This window comes from Polymorphobacter sp. (genome assembly GCF_048007885.1).
Taxonomy (GTDB): Bacteria; Pseudomonadota; Alphaproteobacteria; order Sphingomonadales; family Sphingomonadaceae; genus Sandarakinorhabdus.
In genome coordinates, this window is record NZ_CP180346.1 from 2,017,104 (window position 1) to 2,033,371 (window position 16,268).

Consider the following 16,268-nt stretch of genomic DNA (forward strand, 5'->3'; position numbering starts at 1 on the left):
TCGGCCATGGCTGCTGGCCTAGCCGATTGACCGCGCGCGCGCGAGTGCGCTTGGTCAGGCGTTGCCGATGGGCTGGCCATCGGGGCCAAGGCCGCGCTGGCTCATGTAGAGGCTGTGAAAGTCGATCGGGTCGAGCATCAGCGGCGGGAAGCCGCCATCGCGCACCGAATCGGCGATGATGCGCCGGGCGAAGGGGAAGAGGATGCGCGGCGCCTCGATGATGAGGAACGGCTCGAGCGCATCATCGGGCACATGCTGCAGCCCGAACAGGCCGGCATAGAGCAGATCGACGATGAAACTCGTCGTCTCGCCGACCTTGGCGGTGGCGCTGACCTTTAGTTCGACCTCGAACATCGTCTCGTTCACACGCCGGGCATTGACGCCGACATTGACGTCGATCTTGGGCTGGCCTTCGGCCTGAAGCGAGGCCGGAGCATTGGGGTTTTCGAACGACAGGTCCTTCACATATTGGGTGAGGATGGCAACCTGCGGCAGGGGCGCGTCAGTACCTTCGGGAAGCGTGTTGTCATCGGCCATGGCTCAGCCTTTCATCATCAAGAGGGGGTATCGATCCCGTAAGGATCAATCTTCGTCGTCGAAGCTCTCGACCGGACCGGAATCCTGGCCCTTGGCGCTGACATCGCGGTCGACGAACTCGACGATCGCCATGGGCGCGAAATCGCTGCGCCGAGTGCCGGCCTTGATGATGCGGATATAGCCGCCCGGCCGGTCAGCATAACGCGCGGCCAGCACGTCGAACAGCTTGACCAGCTGCGTCTCGTCGCCAAGGCGGGCCATGGCAAGACGACGGTTGGACAAGCCGCCATGCTTGGCCAGCGTCACCAGCTTTTCGAGATAGGGACGGATTTCGCGCGCCTTGGCGAGCGTGGTGGTGATCTGCTCATGCTTGATGAGCGCTGCCGACATGTTGCGGAACATGGCGATGCGGTGGCTGCTGGTCCGGCCCAGCTTGCGGTGTCCGTGGCGGTGACGCATGGTATTTTCTCCGTTCGTTCCGGGGCCGTGTCAGGTACCCCGGGCCAGGCTGAACTTGGGGCAGCCCATTGACCCCTGACGTGTGGCTCAGAAGTCCTGTTCGAGCTTCTTCGCCATTTCCTCGATGTTCTCCGGCGGCCAGCCCGAGATTTCCATGCCGAGGCGCAAACCCATGTGGCTGAGCACTTCCTTGATTTCGTTCAGGGACTTGCGACCGAAATTCGGCGTGCGCAGCATTTCGCTCTCGCTCTTCTGCACCAGATCTCCGATGTAGATGATGTTGTCGTTCTTCAGGCAGTTGGCCGAACGCACCGAGAGCTCCAGCTCATCGACCTTCTTCAGCAGATAGCGGTTGATGGCGGTGTTGTCATCGACCTCGATCGGGCCGCCGGCGGGCAGCGGCGCGGGGGCTGCAACCGGCACATCCTCGAAGTTGACGAACAGCTGCAGCTGATCCTGCAGGATCTTGGCGGCATAGGCGAGGCTGTCTTCGGGCGTCACCGAGCCATCGGTCTCGACCGTGATGGTCAGCTTGTCATAGTCAAGCTCCTGACCGACGCGGGTGTTCTCGACCTTGTAGCTGACCTGACGGACCGGCGAATAGAGCGCGTCGACCGGGATCAGGCCGATGGGCGCATCGGCCGGGCGGTTGGCGCTGGCCGGGACATAGCCCTTGCCGGCTTCGACGGTCAGCTCCAGGTTGAGCGTCGCGCCCTCGTCGAGCGTGCAAATGACGAGCTCGGGGTTCATCACCTCCATGTCGCCAGTGACGCTGATCTGGCCGGCGGTGACTTCGCCGGGGCCGGTGGCGTTCAGGTGCACGCGCTTGGGCTGGTCGCCCTGCATGCGCAGCGCCAGCTGCTTGATGTTGAGCACGATGTCGGTGATGTCCTCACGCACGCCGGCGAGGCTCGAGAATTCATGGAGCACGCCGTCGAGCTTGATCGCGGTGACGGCGGCGCCCTGCAGCGAGGACAGCAGCACGCGGCGCAGCGAGTTGCCCAGCGTCAGGCCAAAGCCGCGCTCCAGCGGTTCGGCAACAAAGCTGACCTTGCGCCGGTTGTCGGCGCTCGGCTTGGTTTCCAGCCCATTGGGCTTCTTCAGTTCGGTCCAATTCTTGGCGACAACAGCCACAGGCTCACCTCATCATCATCAGGGCAGACGGGTCGTCACCCGCCCACCCCCGGAACCATAAACGCTCACGCAGCCGCGCCGGGGGACACGACCGCGCCACACGAGCAAAACTCAGACGCGGCGACGCTTGGGCGGGCGCACGCCATTGTGCGGGATCGGCGTCACATCGCGAATGGCCGTGATCTGAAAGCCCACCGCCTGCAGCGCGCGCAGCGCCGATTCGCGACCCGAGCCGGGCCCACGCACTTCCACTTCCAGCGTCCGGACGCCGTGTTCGGCGGCCTTCTTGCCGGCATCCTCGGCCGCCATCTGCGCCGCGAACGGCGTCGACTTGCGGCTGCCCTTGAAGCCCATCGTGCCGGCACTCGACCAGGCAATCGCATTGCCCTGCGCGTCGGTGATGGTGATCATGGTATTGTTGAAGCTGGCGTTCACATGGGCGACACCAGAGGTAATGTTCTTGCGCTCCCGGCGCTTGATGCGTGCGACTTCGCGTGCCATCGATTTTGTCCTGTTCCGTGTCTGCTGGAGAAAAGAAGGAAGCGGCGCTTACTTCTTCTTGCCGGCGATCGGCTTGGCCTTGCCCTTGCGGGTCCGGGCGTTGGTGTGGGTGCGCTGGCCACGGACCGGAAGGCCCTTGCGATGCCGCAGACCGCGGTAGCAGGCGAGGTCCATCAGCCGCTTGATGTTCATCTGGGTGGTGCGGCGGAGATCGCCCTCCACCATCAGCTCGCGGTCGATCTTCTCGCGGATGGACAGCACCTCGGAGTCGGTCAGGTCCTGCACCCGGCGCTCGGGCGGAAAGCCCAGCTCGGTGGCGAGTTGCTTCGCGGTGGTGCGGCCGATGCCGTGGATATAGGTGAGCGCGATCTCAACGCGCTTGTTGGTCGGGATATTCACACCCGCAATACGTGCCACAAACTGTTCCTTTCACGCTCCACGGTCACCGAGGGCAACGGTTTCCATCTCAAAGCTCGGTCATGCAGCGAAATTCTGCATGACCCTGTCCCGATTTGTCGGAGAGAGCGGCGTTATAGGCGAAGCCGTGGAGAGTCAACCCCCATCCAGAGCCCGTGGACCTGCGATCAGCCCGCGCTGTCGAGCACCTTGTCGATGCTCGCGGCCACTTGGTCCATGTCAGCCATGCCGTCGAGGCGGGTGACCAGCCCCTGTGCTTCATAATGGGGAAGAATCGGCGCGGTCTTGGCGCGATATTCCTCCATGCGGGTATGCACGGTCTCGGCATTGTCGTCTGCCCGGCGCTTGAAGCTGGTCCCGCCGCAGACATCGCAGACGCCCGCGACCTTGGGGGCCTTGTGGGCATCATGATAGCCTTCGCCGCAGCTGGCGCAGGTGAAGCGGCCGGTCACCCGGTCAACCAGCGCGGCTTCGTCGACGACCAGCTCGATGACATGGTCGAGCACCATCTGCTTGCGCTTGAGCATCGCATCCAGCTCATGCGCCTGGGCGGCGGTGCGCGGATAGCCATCGAGAATGAAGCCGGCGCGAACATCGTCCTGATCCAGCCGCTCGGACAGGATGCCGTTGACGATCTCGTCGGAGACCAGCCCGCCGCTGGCCATCACCTGCTTGGCAGCCAGGCCGACCGGCGTTTCAGCGGCGACGGCGGCGCGCAGCATGTCGCCGGTTGAAAGCTGGACCAGCCCGCGCTGCTTGACCAGCCGGCTCGCCTGAGTGCCCTTGCCTGCCCCCGGGGGGCCCAGAAGAATGAGGTTCAACGCCGTCCGCCCCGCAGCTTCGATTTCTTGATCAGGCCCTCATATTGATGGGCCAGCAAATGACTCTGGATCTGTGAGACCGTGTCCATGGTCACATTGACCACGATCAGCAGCGATGTGCCACCGAAATAAAAGGGCACGGCCAGGCTCGAGATCAGGAATTCGGGCAGCAGGCAGATCAGCACCAGATAGGCGGCGCCGAGCACGGTGATCCGGTTGAGCACATAATCGAGAAATTCCGCGGTGCGCTGGCCGGGCCGGATGCCGGGCACGAAGCCGCCATATTTCTTCAGATTCTCGGCGGTCTCTTCCGGGTTGAAGACGATGGCCGTGTAGAAGAAGGCGAAGCCGGCGATGCCGATGGCATAGAGCGCCATGTAGAGCGGCGCGCCGTGCTGAAGCGCGGTGGTGATGGTGATCAGCCAATCGGGACCAGTGCCGCCCTGCGCTGAGAACTGGGCGATGGTGAGCGGCATCAGCAGCAGCGAGGAGGCGAAGATCGGCGGGATGACGCCCGCGGTATTGACCTTCAATGGCAGGTGCGAGCTCTCGCCCTGGGTCATGCGGCTGCCGACCTGGCGCTTGGGATATTGGATGAGAATGCGCCGCTGGGCACGCTCCATCAGGCAGATGAAGGCGATGGTGGCGAGCGCCAGCACGGTGACCAGCAGCACGAAGCCGGACGAGATGGCGCCGGTGCGCGCCTGCTCGAACATCGTGCCGAGCGCGCTTGGCAGCTGGGCGACGATGCCGGCCATGATGATCAGCGAAATGCCGTTGCCGATGCCGCGCGCGGTGATCTGCTCGCCGAGCCACATCAGGAACATGGTGCCGCCGACAAGGCTGATGACGGTCGAGATGCGGAAGAACATGCCGGGATCGATGACCGCGCTCGAGCCATCGGCCGCGCCCCAGCTTTCAAGGCCGACGGCGATGCCATAGCCCTGCACGATGGTGAGGAAGACGGTGCCGAAGCGGGTATATTGGTTGAGCGTCTTGCGCCCGGTGTCGCCCTCTTTCTTGAGCGCGATGAAGCTGGGCACCAGCGAGGTCATCAGCTGCACCACGATCGACGCGGTGATATAGGGCGTCACGCCGAGCGCGATCAGGCTCATGCGCTCAAGCGCGCCGCCCGAGAACATGTTGAAGAAATCAAGGACACCGCCCTGGGTGCCCTGAAACAGCGAGCCGAGCGCCACCGGATCGATGCCGGGCAGCGGCACGAAGGAGACGAGACGAAAGACGATCAGCGCGCCGAGCGTGAACCACAGCCGCTGCTTGAGCTCAGTGGCCTTGGAGAAGTTCGCGAAGCTCAGGTTCGCGGCCATTTGTTCGGCGGCTGATGCCATCGTCCCTGCCTGTCACCTTTCGGCCATCATGGCCATCTGCTTGCTCAATAGGGGCAAGAGCCCCTGAACGCCATGCTGCTTTTTGACCGGTCAGACCTGCAGCGGCGCTTACTTCGCCGCCTTGGCCGCGCGCGCGTCGGCCCGCGCGGCCTTGGCTTCGTCCTTGCTCAAGGGCGCGGGCTTGGGCGCCGGCAGCTCGATCGAGCCGCCCGCAGCTTCCACCGCTGCCTTGGCGGCCGCACTGGCGCCGGCCAGCTTGAGCGACACCTTGGCGGTAAGCGCGCCCTTGGCGAGCAGGCGCACGCCGTCACGCTTGTGGGTGATGACCTTGGCGGCGACCAGCGCATCGGCATCGATCACCGACTTGGCATCAAGCCGGCCGGCGTCGATCATCGCCTGCAGCGTGCCGAGGTTGAGCTCGGCGAACTCACGGCGCGAGATGTTGTTGAACCCGCGCTTGGGCAGCCGCATGTGGATGGGCATCTGACCGCCCTCGAAGCCAGCGATCGACACGCCCGAGCGCGAGGTCTGGCCCTTCTGGCCGCGGCCCGCGGTCTTGCCGAGGCCCGAGCCGATGCCGCGGCCAACGCGGACACGGTCCTTGCGGGCACCGGGATTGTCGTGGAGATCGTGAAGCTTGGTCATGTCGTGCACTCGCTTTCGCTCAGGTCGCGCGTTGAAGATAAGACCCCTAAGGGGCTCAGGCGATGGGTTCCACCTTCACCAGATGCTGCACCGCGCGGATCATGCCGCGCACCGAGGGCGTATCCTCCAGCTCGCGCGAGCGGTGCATCTTGTTGAGGCCAAGGCCGATCAGGGTCTTTTCCTGAACCGGGGCCCGGCGGATCGGCGAGCCGATCTGGGTGACTTTGAGCTTTGCCATCTTGCCTGTCCTTATGCCACGGCTTCAGCGTCAGCTTCCGCCACGCGCGCCGACACATCGCCGCGGCGCGCCATGAGATCAGCGACCTTCTTGCCACGACGCTGGGCGACGCTCTTGGGGCTGGTCTGCTCCGAGAGGGCGGCGAAAGTGGCGCGGATCATATTGTATGGGTTGTTGGTGCCGACCGACTTGGTGACCACATCGGCAACGCCGAGCGATTCGAAGACGGCGCGCATCGGACCGCCGGCGATGATGCCGGTGCCCTGGGTGGCGGAGCGGACGTAAACCTTGCCGGCGCCGAAATGGCCAAAGCCATCATGGTGCAGCGTGCGGCCATCGCGCAGCGGCACGCGGATCATCGCCTTCTTGGCGGCGGCAGTGGCCTTCTGGATGGCTTCCGGCACTTCGCGCGCCTTGCCATGGCCAAACCCGACCCGGCCCTTGGCATCGCCGACGACGACGAGCGCTGCAAAGCCGAAGCGCTTGCCGCCCTTCACCGTCTTGGAGACGCGATTGATGTGAACCAGCTTTTCGACCAGCTCTTCGCCAGCCGGCTCGGCGGAGGCATCACGACGGCCGCGACCACGGTCCCCGCCACGATCGCCACCGCGCTCGCCGCCGCGACCCGGGCCCCGGCCACCGCCACCGCCGCCGCCGCGACCGCGACGACCCTGGCCGGCTTCACCGCCGGCGGCCGCGCCGCTATCCACAATCTCATCCGCCATCTTAAAACTCCAATCCGCCTTCGCGGGCGCCGTCAGCCAGCGCTTTCACGCGGCCATGAAACAGGAAGCCGCCACGGTCGAACACCACGGCCGAGACACCGGCCGCCTTGGCGCGCTCGGCCAGGCGCTTGCCGACATCGGCCGCCGCCGTGGTGGTAGCGCCGGTCGCGCCGCGCAGCGAAGGCTCCAGCGTCGAGGCGGCGGCGAGGGTGATGCCCTTGCTGTCGTCGATGACCTGAGCATAGATGTGCTGCGAGGTGCGGTGGATCGACAAGCGCGGACGACCGCCACCCTTGAGGCGAAGCGCCGTGCGGACCCGCCGCCGGCGCTGTTCGAAAACAGTCAGCTTGGCCATTACTTCTTCTTCCCTTCCTTGCGGAAGATATACTCACCGCGATATTTGATGCCCTTGCCCTTGTAGGGCTCCGGCTTGCGCCAGCGCCGGATCTCGGCGGCGACCTGGCCAACCCGCTGCTTGTCCATGCCGCTGATCTCGACCGTGGTCTGGTCGGGCGTCTTGATGGTGATGCCATCGGGAATGGCGAAATCGACATCATGGCTGTAGCCGAGCTGCAGGCGCAGGTTCGAGCCCTGCACCGCCGCACGATAGCCAACGCCGCTGATCTCGAGCGTCTTGGTGAAGCCCTCGGTCACGCCCTGCACCAGATTGGCGACCATGGTGCGCTGCATGCCCCAGAAGGCCCGCGCGCGCTTGGTGGCATTGGCCGGGGTCACGCCGATCTCGCCAGTGCGGACATCATAGCTGATATCGTCCGACAGCGGCATCGACATGGCGCCCTTGGGGCCCTTCACGTTCAGAATGCGGTCCTCGATCGTGGCGGTGACACCAGCGGGAACGGGAACCGGCTTTTTTCCAATGCGCGACATGATCAAAACACCTGGCAGAGAACTTCGCCGCCGACATTCTGCTCACGCGCTTCCGCATCGGAGAGAACGCCACGCGGCGTCGAGACAATCACGATCCCCAGACCGTTGCGAACCCGCGGCAGGTCAGCAGACCCCGAATAAACGCGGCGGCCGGGCTTGGAGACACGCGACACATGCTGGATGGCCGGCTCGCCTTCGAAATATTTGAGGTCGATGCGCAGCGCGGCAGTGGCGCTGCCGTCATCGGCCTTGCTGTAGCCACGGATATAGCCCTCGCGCTGCAGCACATCGAGCACGCGCGCCCGCAGCTTGGAGGCCGGGGAGAGAATGGAATCCTTCTTGGCCTGCTGGCCATTCCGGATCCGGGTGAGCATATCGCCCAGGGGATCGGTCATCGACATCTTTGTCAGCCCTTACCAGCTCGACTTCGTCACACCGGGAATCAGGCCCTTGTTGGCCAGTTCCCGCAGCATGACGCGCGAAAGCTTGAACTTGCGGTAATATGCGCGGCTGCGGCCGGTCAGCTCGCAGCGGTTGCGCACCCGCGTCGGATTGGCGTTGCGCGGCAGCTCGGCCATCTTCAGGCGCGCCATCAGCCGCTCATTGTCATCACGGCTCTCGTCATTGGCGATGGCCTTGAGCACGGCATATTTGCCGGCATATTTGACCACCAGCGCCTTGCGACGCTCGTTCTTGTTGATCGAGGAAAGCTTCGCCATGGTTCAAGCCGCCTTCTTGTCTTCGGTGAGGCCGATGAAGGGGAAGCCGAACAACGCCAGCAGGGCGCGCGCTTCCTCATCGGTATTGGCCGTGGTGGTCACGATCACATCCATCCCGCGCACCGCCTCGATGCGATCATAGTTGATCTCGGGGAAGATGATCTGCTCCTTCAGGCCCATGGCATAGTTGCCACGGCCATCGAAGCTCTTCGGGTTGAGCCCGCGAAAGTCCCGCACGCGCGGCAGAGCGATGGTGATCAACCGGTCGAGGAACTCATACATGCGCTCGCGGCGCAGCGTGACCTTGCAGCCGATCGGCATGCCTTCGCGCAACTTGAAGGTGGCGACCGACTTCTTGGCCTTGCAGATCACCGGCTTCTGGCCGGCGATCAGCGCCATTTCCTCGGCGGCCTTCTCGACCTTCTTCTTGTCCTGCGTGGCTTCGCCAACGCCCATGTTGATCACGATCTTGTCGATCTTGGGCACCTGCATCGGGTTCTTGTAGCCGAAGCGCTCGATCATCGCCGCGCGGATCTTCTCCGCATACAGCGTCTGCATCCGCGGCGTGTAGCTCGTCTCAGCCATTGATCACCTCTCCCGACCGCTTGGCGACACGCACCTTGCGACCGTCTTCCAGCACCTTGAAACCAACCCGCGTCGGCTTGCCATCCTTGGGGTCGGCGAGCGCCACATTCGACACCGCCAGCGGCGCCTCGATCCGCTCCAGCCCGCCATTGGGGTCGGACTGCGAGGGCTTCTTGTGGCGCGTCATGATATTGACACCAGCCACGACCACCTTGCCGTCACGCGGCAGGCTCTTCGTCACTTCGCCCGTCTTGCCCTTGTCCTTGCCGGCGAGCACGACGACCGTGTCGCCCTTCTTGATCTTTGCAGCGCTCATTACAGCACCTCCGGCGCAAGGCTGATGATCTTCATGTGACCCGTGGCGCGCAGCTCGCGAACCACCGGCCCGAAGATGCGGGTGCCGATCGGCTCCTCGCTCTTGTTGATCAGCACGGCCGCGTTCGAATCGAAGCGGATGACCGAGCCATCGGGGCGGCGAATGTCCTTGGCGGTGCGCACGACGACGGCACGGTGCACATCGCCCTTCTTCACCTTGCCCTTGGGCTGCGCTTCCTTGACCGACACGACGATGATGTCGCCCACGCCGGCAAAGCGGCGCTTCGAGCCACCGAGCACCTTGATGCACATCACCCGCTTGGCGCCGCTGTTGTCAGCGACATCCAGGTTCGTCTGCATCTGGATCATTTTTCGGTCTCCAGCACTTTCCAGGTCTTGAGCTTGGAGATCGGCGCGCATTCCTCGATGCGCACGGTGTCCCCGGTCTTGACCGTGTTGCCCTCATCATGGGCGTGATACTTCTTCGAACGACGGATGATCTTGCCATAGACCGGGTGCGCAACCTTGCGCTCGATCAGCACCACCACCGTCTTGTCGCCCTTGTCGGAGACGACCTTACCCTGCAAAACGCGCTTCGGCATATGTTACGCTCCTTCGCCGGCGACCGGCTTGCGAGCCGATTGCAGCGTCTTGATCCGCGCGATGGTGCGACGCACCTCGCGAATGCGGCCCGGCTTCTCGAGCTGGCCGGTCGCCGCCTGAAACCGCAGGTTGAACTGCTCGCGCTTCAGCTCGGAAAGCTGCACCGCCAGCTGGTCGTCGCTCTGGACCTTGAGGTCCTCGATCTTGATCTGTGCCATCACGCTCAATCCTGCTTCGCAGTCTGTTCGCCAAGGCGAACGACCATCTTGACCTTGATCGGCAGCTTGGCCGCGGCCCGCTCGAAGGCGCCGGCGGCGACATCATGGGGCACGCCGTCAAGCTCGAACATGATGCGGCCGGGCTTCACGCGCGCCGCCCAATATTCGGGCGCACCCTTGCCCGAGCCCATGCGGACTTCGGCAGGCTTGCTCGACACCGGCACATCCGGGAAAATGCGGATCCAGAGCCGGCCGGCGCGCTTGATGTGACGCGAGATGGCCCGGCGGGCCGCCTCGATCTGGCGCGCGGTGATGCGCTCGGGCTCCATCGCCTTCAGGCCGAAGGCGCCGAAGTTCGAGCGCCGTGCCGCCCTTGGCGTCGCCATGGATGCGACCCTTGAACTGCTTGCGATATTTGGTGCGCTTTGGTTGCAACATGTCTCAATATCCTCAGCGAGCCGGCCGCACGCCGCTGGTCTGCGATTCCATCATCAGACGGTCCTGCGCCATCGGGTCGTGCCCAAGGATCTCGCCCTTGAAGATCCAAACCTTGACCCCGCAAACGCCATAGGCGGTGTGGGCCTGGGCCTCTGCATAATCGACATTGCCGCGCAGCGTGTGCAGCGGCACGCGGCCTTCGAGATACCGCTCGGTGCGGGCGATTTCCGCGCCGCCAAGACGGCCCGAGCAGATGATCTTGATGCCTTCCGCACCCAGCCGCAGCGCCGACTGCACGGCGCGCTTCATGGCACGGCGGAAGGCGATGCGACGCTCGAGCTGATCAGCGACACCCTGGGCCACGAGCCGGGCGTCGACCTCGGGCTTGCGGATCTCGACGATGTTGAGGCTGACGTCCGAGCGGGTCATCTGCGCGATCTGGCGGCGGAGCTTCTCGATGTCGGCGCCCTTCTTGCCGATGATCACGCCGGGGCGCGCGGCATAGATGGAGACGCGGCACAGCTTGGCCGGACGCTCGATGACGACCTTGGAGATAGCGGCCTGGGCGTGGTTCTTGACGATGAACTCGCGGATGCGAAGGTCTTCGAGCAGCAGATTTCCATATTCGTCGCCCTTGGCGAACCAGCGGCTGTCCCACGTCCGGTTGATCTGGAGCCGAAGCCCGATCGGAGAGGTTTTATGACCCATTATGCCTCACTCCCAGCTTCGTCGGACGCTTCACGCACAACGACACGCAAACGGCTGAACGGCTTTTCGATGCGCGAGGCCCGGCCACGGGCGCGCGGCGTGAACCGCTTCATGGTGATCGCCTTGCCGACGCTGGCTTCCTTCACGATCAGCGCATCGACATCGAGATTGTGGTTGTTCTCGGCATTGGCAACAGCACTCGCCAGCACCTTGCGGACGTCAAGCGCCATGGCCTTCTTCGAGAAGGTCAGGATGTTGAGCGCATCGCCCACCTTGCGACCCCGGATGAGGCCGGCAACGAGATTGAGCTTGTAGGCCGAGCCGCGGATGGCGGTGGCCACGGCCAGCGCCTCGCGGTCGCCGACCTTGCGGGGGGATTTCGGCTTGGACATCAGCGCTTGCCCTTCTTGTCGGCGGCATGGCCGGGGAAGCTGCGCGTCGGCGCGAACTCGCCCAGCTTCATCCCCACCATGTCCTCGGTCACCGAGACGGGGATGTGCTTCTTGCCATTGTAGACATTGAAGACGAGGCCGACGAACTGCGGCAAGATCGTCGAGCGGCGCGACCAGGTCTTGATCGGCGCACGGCCACCGGACGCCTGCGCGGACTCGGCCTTCTTCAAAAGATGCAGGTCAACAAAGGGACCCTTCCAGACGGAGCGGCTCATCGGCCCTTACCTCTTCTTCTTGGCATGGCGCGAGCGGATGATCATGTGATCCGTCGCCTTGTTCGAACGCGTCTTGGCGCCCTTGGTCGGCTTGCCCCATGGGGTCACCGGGTTGCGGCCGCCCGAGGTGCGGCCTTCACCGCCGCCATGCGGGTGATCGACCGGGTTCTTGGCGACACCGCGGGTGAGCGGGCGATAGCCCATCCAGCGCTTGCGGCCGGCCTTGCCCAGGTTGGTGTTGCCATTGTCCGGGTTGGAAACGGCGCCCACGGTGGCCATGCAGTCGCCGCGCACATAGCGCTGCTCGCCCGAATTGAGGCGGATGATGACAAGGCCACGGTCACGGCCGACCACCTGCACGAAAGTGCCGGCGGCGCGGGCCAGCTGGCCGCCCTTGCCGGGCTTCAGCTCGACATTGTGGACGATGGTGCCGACCGGGATCTGGCCGATTTCCATCGCATTGCCGGGCTTCACATCGACCTTCTTGCCGGCGGTGACGACATCGCCAACGGCGAGGCGCTGCGGCGCGATGATGTAGGACTGGGCGCCATCGGGGTAGGACAGCAGCGCGATGAACGCCGAGCGGTTGGGGTCATATTCCAGACGCTCGACGGTGGCCGGCACATCCCAGGTCCGCCGCTTGAAGTCGATGATGCGGTAGAGCTGCTTGTGGCCGCCGGCGATGCCACGCGCCGTGGCGTGGCCCATGTTGTTGCGGCCGCCCGACTTGCGCAGGCCGACGGTCAACGACTTCACCGGACGACCCTTGAACAGGCCCGAACGGTCAACCAGGATCAGGCCGCGACGGCCGGGGCTGGTGGGGTTGTAATTCTTCAGTGCCATGGTCTCAAATCCCCGTGGTCACGTCGATGCGGTCGCCGTCGGCCAGGGTCACAATGGCCTTCTTCTCGTCCGACCGACGATATTCCTTGCCGCGCCAGCGCTTGGTCTTGCCCTTCTGGATCATGGTGTTGACGCCCAGAACCTTGACCCCGAACAGCGCCTCGATCGCCGCCTTGATCTGCGGCTTGGTGGCGTCGTTCGCGACCTTGAACACGACCTGGTTGAATTCCGACACCAGCGTCGACTTTTCGGTGATCACCGGCTTGGTGACCACGTCATAATGCTTCAGGTCGATGACCTTGGTTTCAGCCTTAGCCATTTGCCCGGGCCTCCAGCGCAGTGACAGCAGCGCGCGTCAGCACAAGCGTGTCGTGGTTGAGAATGTCATACACATTGGCGCCGATGGCCGGCAGCACGTCGATGTGCGGCACATTGGCGGCGCCAAGCGCAAAGCTGCGGTTCACTTCGGCGCCGTCGATGAACAGGCCCGAGGTGATGCCGAGGCCGCCGAGCGCGCCGATGACCGACTTGGTCTTGGCGTCGATCTCGAGATCCTCGACCACCACCAGCTTGCCTTCGGCTGCCTTCACCGACAGGGCGGTGAACAAGCCGAGCTTGCGGATCTTCTTGTTGAGACCCGGGTTGAAGTCACGCACGCGCGGGCCGTGGGCCTTGCCGCCGCCGATGAACTGCGGCGCGGCGCGGTTGCCGTGACGGGCGGTGCCGCCGCCCTTCTGGCGACCGAGCTTCTTGCCGGTGCGCGCCACTTCGGACCGCTCGCGGGCCTTGCGTGCCGTGCCACGACGCTTTTCGAGCTGCCATGTCACCACGCGGTGCAGAATGTCGAGGCGCGGCTCGCGGCCGAACACGGCGTCCGAAAGCTCGATTTCGCCGGCATCAGCCGCGGCCAGTGTCTTGACCTGAATCTTCATGTCCCTCAGGCCTCCGTTTCGGTGGTGGTGGGTTCGGGGGCCGCTTCGGGCGCGACCTCGGCAACCGGCGCATCATTGGCGGCGGTCTTGAGCGAGGCCGGATAGGGCAGGTCAGCCATCGGCTTGGCCTTGACCGCATCGCGCACGAGCAGCCAGCCGCCCTTCGAGCCCGGCACCGAGCCGCGCACGAAGATCAGGCCGCGCTCGACATCGGTCGAGACGATTTCGAGATTCTGCTGGGTGCGCTGCTTGTCACCCATGTGGCCGGCCATCTTCTTGCCCTTGAACACCTTGCCGGGGTCCTGGCGCTGACCGGTGGAGCCGAGCGAACGGTGCGAGACCGAGACGCCGTGGGTGGCGCGCAGACCGCCGAAGCCCCAGCGCTTCATGCCGCCGGCAAAGCCCTTGCCCTGCGTGACGCCGGTGACATCGACGAGCTGGCCGGCGACGAAATGATCGGCCGAAATCGTGTCGCCCGGCGCCAGCACGGCGTCATCGGAAACACGGAATTCGGCGACCTTGGCCTTGGGCTCGACTTCCGCCTTGGCGAAATGGCCGCGCTCCGGCTTGCTGGTGTTCTTGGCCTTCTTGGTGCCCGCGCCAAGCTGGACGGCGACATAGCCGTCGGTCTCGGCGCTGCGCACCGAGACGACCTGGTTGTTTTCGAGCGAAAGTACGGTGACCGGGATGTGCCGGCCGTCGTCGCGGAAAATCCGCGTCATTCCCATCTTCTTCGCGATCACGCCTGTGCGCATGACCAATTCCTTTCCATCAGAGGCCCCGGGATGGATATCCGAAGGGGCATGACCCATTCAAAAGTCGCTCCGCGTCTTTTGTTTGAGCAGTTACTTTCCGAGCTTGATCTCGATGTCGACACCAGCGGCGAGGTCGAGCTTCATCAGCGCGTCCACGGTCTGGGGCGTCGGGTCAACGATATCGAGAAGCCGCTTGTAGGTGCGAACCTCAAACTGCTCCCGGCTCTTCTTGTCGACGTGCGGCGAACGGTTCACGGTGAACCGCTCGAAACGCGTCGGCAGCGGGATGGGGCCACGGATGGCAGCACCGGTCCGCTTCGCCGTGTCAGCGATCTCACCCGTGGCCACATCGAGCACACGGTGATCAAAAGCCTTGAGGCGGATGCGGATATTCTGCGTTTCCATGACAGCCAATCTGAAAAATGCCAGAACACAAAACCGGACGGGGCTTCGACTCTATGGTCGGAACCCCGGCCTGGTGAGTGGTCTCAAAATCTGTTCCGCTTCGGAGAAAATCGAAGCCTGACGAATCGGGCCGCTTCCGCAGGGAAGCGGCCCTATAGCGTTACTTGGTGATGGTTGCAACCACGCCGGCACCCACGGTGCGGCCACCTTCGCGAATGGCGAAGCGCAGGCCGGGATCCATGGCGATCGGGGCGATCAACGTGACCTTCAGCTGGACGTTGTCGCCCGGCATCACCATCTCGGTGCCCTCGGGCAGCTCGACGGTGCCGGTGACGTCCGTGGTGCGGAAGTAGAACTGCGGGCGATAGTTGGCGAAGAACGGCGTGTGACGGCCACCCTCGTCCTTGGCCAGCACATAGACCTCGGCGGTGAACTCGGTGTGCGGCTTGATCGAGCCGGGCTTGCAGAGCACCTGGCCACGCTCGACATCTTCACGGCCCACGCCGCGCAGCAGCGCACCGATATTGTCGCCGGCCTGGCCCTGGTCGAGCAGCTTGCGGAACATTTCGACGCCGGTGCACACCGTCTTGCGGGTGTCCTTGATGCCGACGATCTCGATTTCCTCGCCGACCTTGACGATGCCGGTCTCGACGCGGCCGGTGACGACGGTGCCGCGACCAGAGATCGAGAACACGTCTTCGATCGGCATCAGGAACGGCTTGTCGAGCGGGCGCTCGGGCTGCGGGATGTAGGCATCGACCGCCTTCATCAGCTCGAGAATGGCTTCACGGCCGATCTTGTCGTTGGTGCCTTCAAGCGCTGCGAGCGCCGAGCCACGGATGATCGGAATGTTGTCGCCGTCGAAGTCACGCTTGGACAGCTCTTCACGGATTTCCAGCTCGACGAGCTCGAGGATTTCCTCGTCATCGACCTGATCGACCTTGTTCATGAACACGACGATCGAGGGCACGCCGACCTGCTTGGCGAGCAGGATGTGCTCCTTCGTTTGCGGCATCGGGCCATCGGTGGCGGAGACCACGAGAATGGCACCGTCCATCTGCGCCGCACCGGTGATCATGTTCTTCACATAGTCGGCGTGGCCGGGGCAATCGACGTGCGCATAGTGGCGCGCTTCGGTTTCATATTCGACGTGGGCGGTCGAAATGGTGATGCCGCGCTCGCGCTCTTCGGGCGCCTTGTCGATGTTGGCATAGTCAACAAAGGTAGCGCCGCCGGTTTCGGCGAGGACCTTGGTGATGGCGGCCGTCAGCGAGGTCTTGCCATGGTCGACGTGACCAATGGTGCCGATGTTGCAGTGCGGTTTGTTGCGTTCGAATTTTGCCTTGGCCATGGCCCTAACCTCTTC

Annotated in this window: 28 protein-coding genes and 1 pseudogene; all 29 read right to left on the reverse strand. The window is 64.2% G+C overall.

What is annotated here, in order from left to right; translation table 11 throughout:
- Window positions 1–54: 54 nt before the first annotated feature.
- A complete protein-coding gene (secB, locus tag ACMVO5_RS09550) occupies window positions 55–537 on the reverse strand; it encodes a protein-export chaperone SecB (RefSeq protein ID WP_416907285.1) in 483 nt (160 codons plus the stop codon).
- A gap of 45 nt (window positions 538–582) precedes the next feature.
- Window positions 583–996, reverse strand: a complete 414-nt coding sequence (gene rplQ / locus ACMVO5_RS09555; RefSeq protein WP_416907286.1) for a 50S ribosomal protein L17 — start codon at window positions 994–996, stop codon at window positions 583–585.
- An 87-nt stretch (window positions 997–1,083) separates the two neighbouring features.
- Window positions 1,084–2,130, reverse strand: coding sequence for a DNA-directed RNA polymerase subunit alpha (locus ACMVO5_RS09560; protein WP_416907287.1), 1,047 nt, complete (start codon window positions 2,128–2,130; stop codon window positions 1,084–1,086).
- 111 nt (window positions 2,131–2,241) lie between these two features.
- Window positions 2,242–2,631, reverse strand: a complete 390-nt coding sequence (gene rpsK / locus ACMVO5_RS09565) for a 30S ribosomal protein S11 (protein ID WP_152577529.1) — start codon at window positions 2,629–2,631, stop codon at window positions 2,242–2,244.
- A gap of 48 nt (window positions 2,632–2,679) precedes the next feature.
- Window positions 2,680–3,048, reverse strand: coding sequence for a 30S ribosomal protein S13 (rpsM, locus tag ACMVO5_RS09570; protein WP_416907288.1), 369 nt, complete (start codon window positions 3,046–3,048; stop codon window positions 2,680–2,682).
- A gap of 167 nt (window positions 3,049–3,215) precedes the next feature.
- Window positions 3,216–3,869, reverse strand: a complete 654-nt coding sequence (locus tag ACMVO5_RS09575; protein ID WP_416907289.1) for an adenylate kinase — start codon at window positions 3,867–3,869, stop codon at window positions 3,216–3,218.
- A complete protein-coding gene (gene secY / locus ACMVO5_RS09580; protein WP_416907290.1) occupies window positions 3,866–5,218 on the reverse strand; it encodes a preprotein translocase subunit SecY in 1,353 nt (450 codons plus the stop codon). Before secY ends, ACMVO5_RS09575 begins: the two co-directional genes overlap by 4 nt.
- A gap of 108 nt (window positions 5,219–5,326) precedes the next feature.
- Window positions 5,327–5,863, reverse strand: a complete 537-nt coding sequence (gene rplO / locus ACMVO5_RS09585) for a 50S ribosomal protein L15 (RefSeq protein ID WP_416907291.1) — start codon at window positions 5,861–5,863, stop codon at window positions 5,327–5,329.
- 55 nt (window positions 5,864–5,918) lie between these two features.
- On the reverse strand, window positions 5,919–6,101 hold the full coding sequence (gene rpmD, locus ACMVO5_RS09590; RefSeq protein ID WP_416907292.1) for a 50S ribosomal protein L30: 183 nt from the start codon (window positions 6,099–6,101) through the stop codon (window positions 5,919–5,921).
- Window positions 6,102–6,112: 11 nt separating this feature from the next.
- A complete protein-coding gene (gene rpsE / locus ACMVO5_RS09595; protein ID WP_416907293.1) occupies window positions 6,113–6,826 on the reverse strand; it encodes a 30S ribosomal protein S5 in 714 nt (237 codons plus the stop codon).
- 1 nt (window position 6,827) lies between these two features.
- A complete protein-coding gene (rplR, locus tag ACMVO5_RS09600; protein WP_416907294.1) occupies window positions 6,828–7,181 on the reverse strand; it encodes a 50S ribosomal protein L18 in 354 nt (117 codons plus the stop codon).
- Window positions 7,181–7,714 (reverse strand): 50S ribosomal protein L6, encoded by a 534-nt coding sequence (rplF, locus tag ACMVO5_RS09605; RefSeq protein WP_416907295.1) that lies wholly within the window; start codon window positions 7,712–7,714, stop codon window positions 7,181–7,183. Before rplF ends, rplR begins: the two co-directional genes overlap by 1 nt.
- 2 nt (window positions 7,715–7,716) lie before the next feature.
- Complete coding sequence (rpsH, locus tag ACMVO5_RS09610) at window positions 7,717–8,115, reverse strand: 30S ribosomal protein S8 (RefSeq protein ID WP_416907296.1); 399 nt, start codon at window positions 8,113–8,115, stop codon at window positions 7,717–7,719.
- Between the two features lie 12 nt (window positions 8,116–8,127).
- Window positions 8,128–8,433, reverse strand: a complete 306-nt coding sequence (rpsN, locus tag ACMVO5_RS09615) for a 30S ribosomal protein S14 (protein ID WP_416907297.1) — start codon at window positions 8,431–8,433, stop codon at window positions 8,128–8,130.
- Window positions 8,434–8,436: 3 nt separating this feature from the next.
- Window positions 8,437–9,018, reverse strand: a complete 582-nt coding sequence (gene rplE / locus ACMVO5_RS09620) for a 50S ribosomal protein L5 (RefSeq protein WP_416907298.1) — start codon at window positions 9,016–9,018, stop codon at window positions 8,437–8,439.
- The gene (gene rplX, locus ACMVO5_RS09625; protein WP_416907299.1) at window positions 9,011–9,334 is read right to left on the reverse strand and encodes a 50S ribosomal protein L24; all 324 of its coding nucleotides are present in this window, start codon (window positions 9,332–9,334) and stop codon (window positions 9,011–9,013) included. The genes rplE and rplX overlap by 8 nt, the downstream gene beginning before the upstream one ends.
- Complete coding sequence (rplN, locus tag ACMVO5_RS09630) at window positions 9,334–9,702, reverse strand: 50S ribosomal protein L14 (RefSeq protein WP_416907300.1); 369 nt, start codon at window positions 9,700–9,702, stop codon at window positions 9,334–9,336. The genes rplX and rplN overlap by 1 nt, the downstream gene beginning before the upstream one ends.
- The gene (gene rpsQ / locus ACMVO5_RS09635) at window positions 9,699–9,935 is read right to left on the reverse strand and encodes a 30S ribosomal protein S17 (protein ID WP_416907301.1); all 237 of its coding nucleotides are present in this window, start codon (window positions 9,933–9,935) and stop codon (window positions 9,699–9,701) included. Before rpsQ ends, rplN begins: the two co-directional genes overlap by 4 nt.
- A 3-nt stretch (window positions 9,936–9,938) precedes the next feature.
- A complete protein-coding gene (gene rpmC, locus ACMVO5_RS09640; protein WP_416907302.1) occupies window positions 9,939–10,154 on the reverse strand; it encodes a 50S ribosomal protein L29 in 216 nt (71 codons plus the stop codon).
- 5 nt (window positions 10,155–10,159) lie between these two features.
- Window positions 10,160–10,592 (reverse strand): annotated as a pseudogene (gene rplP / locus ACMVO5_RS09645) (50S ribosomal protein L16).
- A 12-nt stretch (window positions 10,593–10,604) separates the two neighbouring features.
- On the reverse strand, window positions 10,605–11,300 hold the full coding sequence (gene rpsC, locus ACMVO5_RS09650) for a 30S ribosomal protein S3 (protein ID WP_416907303.1): 696 nt from the start codon (window positions 11,298–11,300) through the stop codon (window positions 10,605–10,607).
- Entirely contained in the window at window positions 11,300–11,692 is a 393-nt protein-coding gene (gene rplV / locus ACMVO5_RS09655) for a 50S ribosomal protein L22 (protein ID WP_416907304.1), read from the reverse strand. The genes rpsC and rplV overlap by 1 nt, the downstream gene beginning before the upstream one ends.
- On the reverse strand, window positions 11,692–11,967 hold the full coding sequence (gene rpsS, locus ACMVO5_RS09660) for a 30S ribosomal protein S19 (protein ID WP_416907305.1): 276 nt from the start codon (window positions 11,965–11,967) through the stop codon (window positions 11,692–11,694). The genes rplV and rpsS overlap by 1 nt, the downstream gene beginning before the upstream one ends.
- 6 nt (window positions 11,968–11,973) lie before the next feature.
- A complete protein-coding gene (rplB, locus tag ACMVO5_RS09665; protein ID WP_416907306.1) occupies window positions 11,974–12,810 on the reverse strand; it encodes a 50S ribosomal protein L2 in 837 nt (278 codons plus the stop codon).
- 4 nt (window positions 12,811–12,814) lie between these two features.
- Entirely contained in the window at window positions 12,815–13,129 is a 315-nt protein-coding gene (locus ACMVO5_RS09670) for a 50S ribosomal protein L23 (protein WP_416907307.1), read from the reverse strand.
- Window positions 13,122–13,742 carry a 50S ribosomal protein L4 gene (rplD, locus tag ACMVO5_RS09675; protein ID WP_416907308.1) on the reverse strand — a complete coding sequence of 207 codons (621 nt, stop codon included), beginning with the start codon at window positions 13,740–13,742 and terminating at the stop codon, window positions 13,122–13,124. Before rplD ends, ACMVO5_RS09670 begins: the two co-directional genes overlap by 8 nt.
- Before the next feature lie 5 nt (window positions 13,743–13,747).
- A complete protein-coding gene (gene rplC, locus ACMVO5_RS09680; protein WP_416907309.1) occupies window positions 13,748–14,497 on the reverse strand; it encodes a 50S ribosomal protein L3 in 750 nt (249 codons plus the stop codon).
- 90 nt (window positions 14,498–14,587) lie between these two features.
- Window positions 14,588–14,902, reverse strand: a complete 315-nt coding sequence (rpsJ, locus tag ACMVO5_RS09685) for a 30S ribosomal protein S10 (RefSeq protein WP_416907310.1) — start codon at window positions 14,900–14,902, stop codon at window positions 14,588–14,590.
- A gap of 160 nt (window positions 14,903–15,062) precedes the next feature.
- The gene (gene tuf, locus ACMVO5_RS09690) at window positions 15,063–16,253 is read right to left on the reverse strand and encodes an elongation factor Tu (RefSeq protein WP_416907311.1); all 1,191 of its coding nucleotides are present in this window, start codon (window positions 16,251–16,253) and stop codon (window positions 15,063–15,065) included.
- Window positions 16,254–16,268 lie beyond the last annotated feature (15 nt).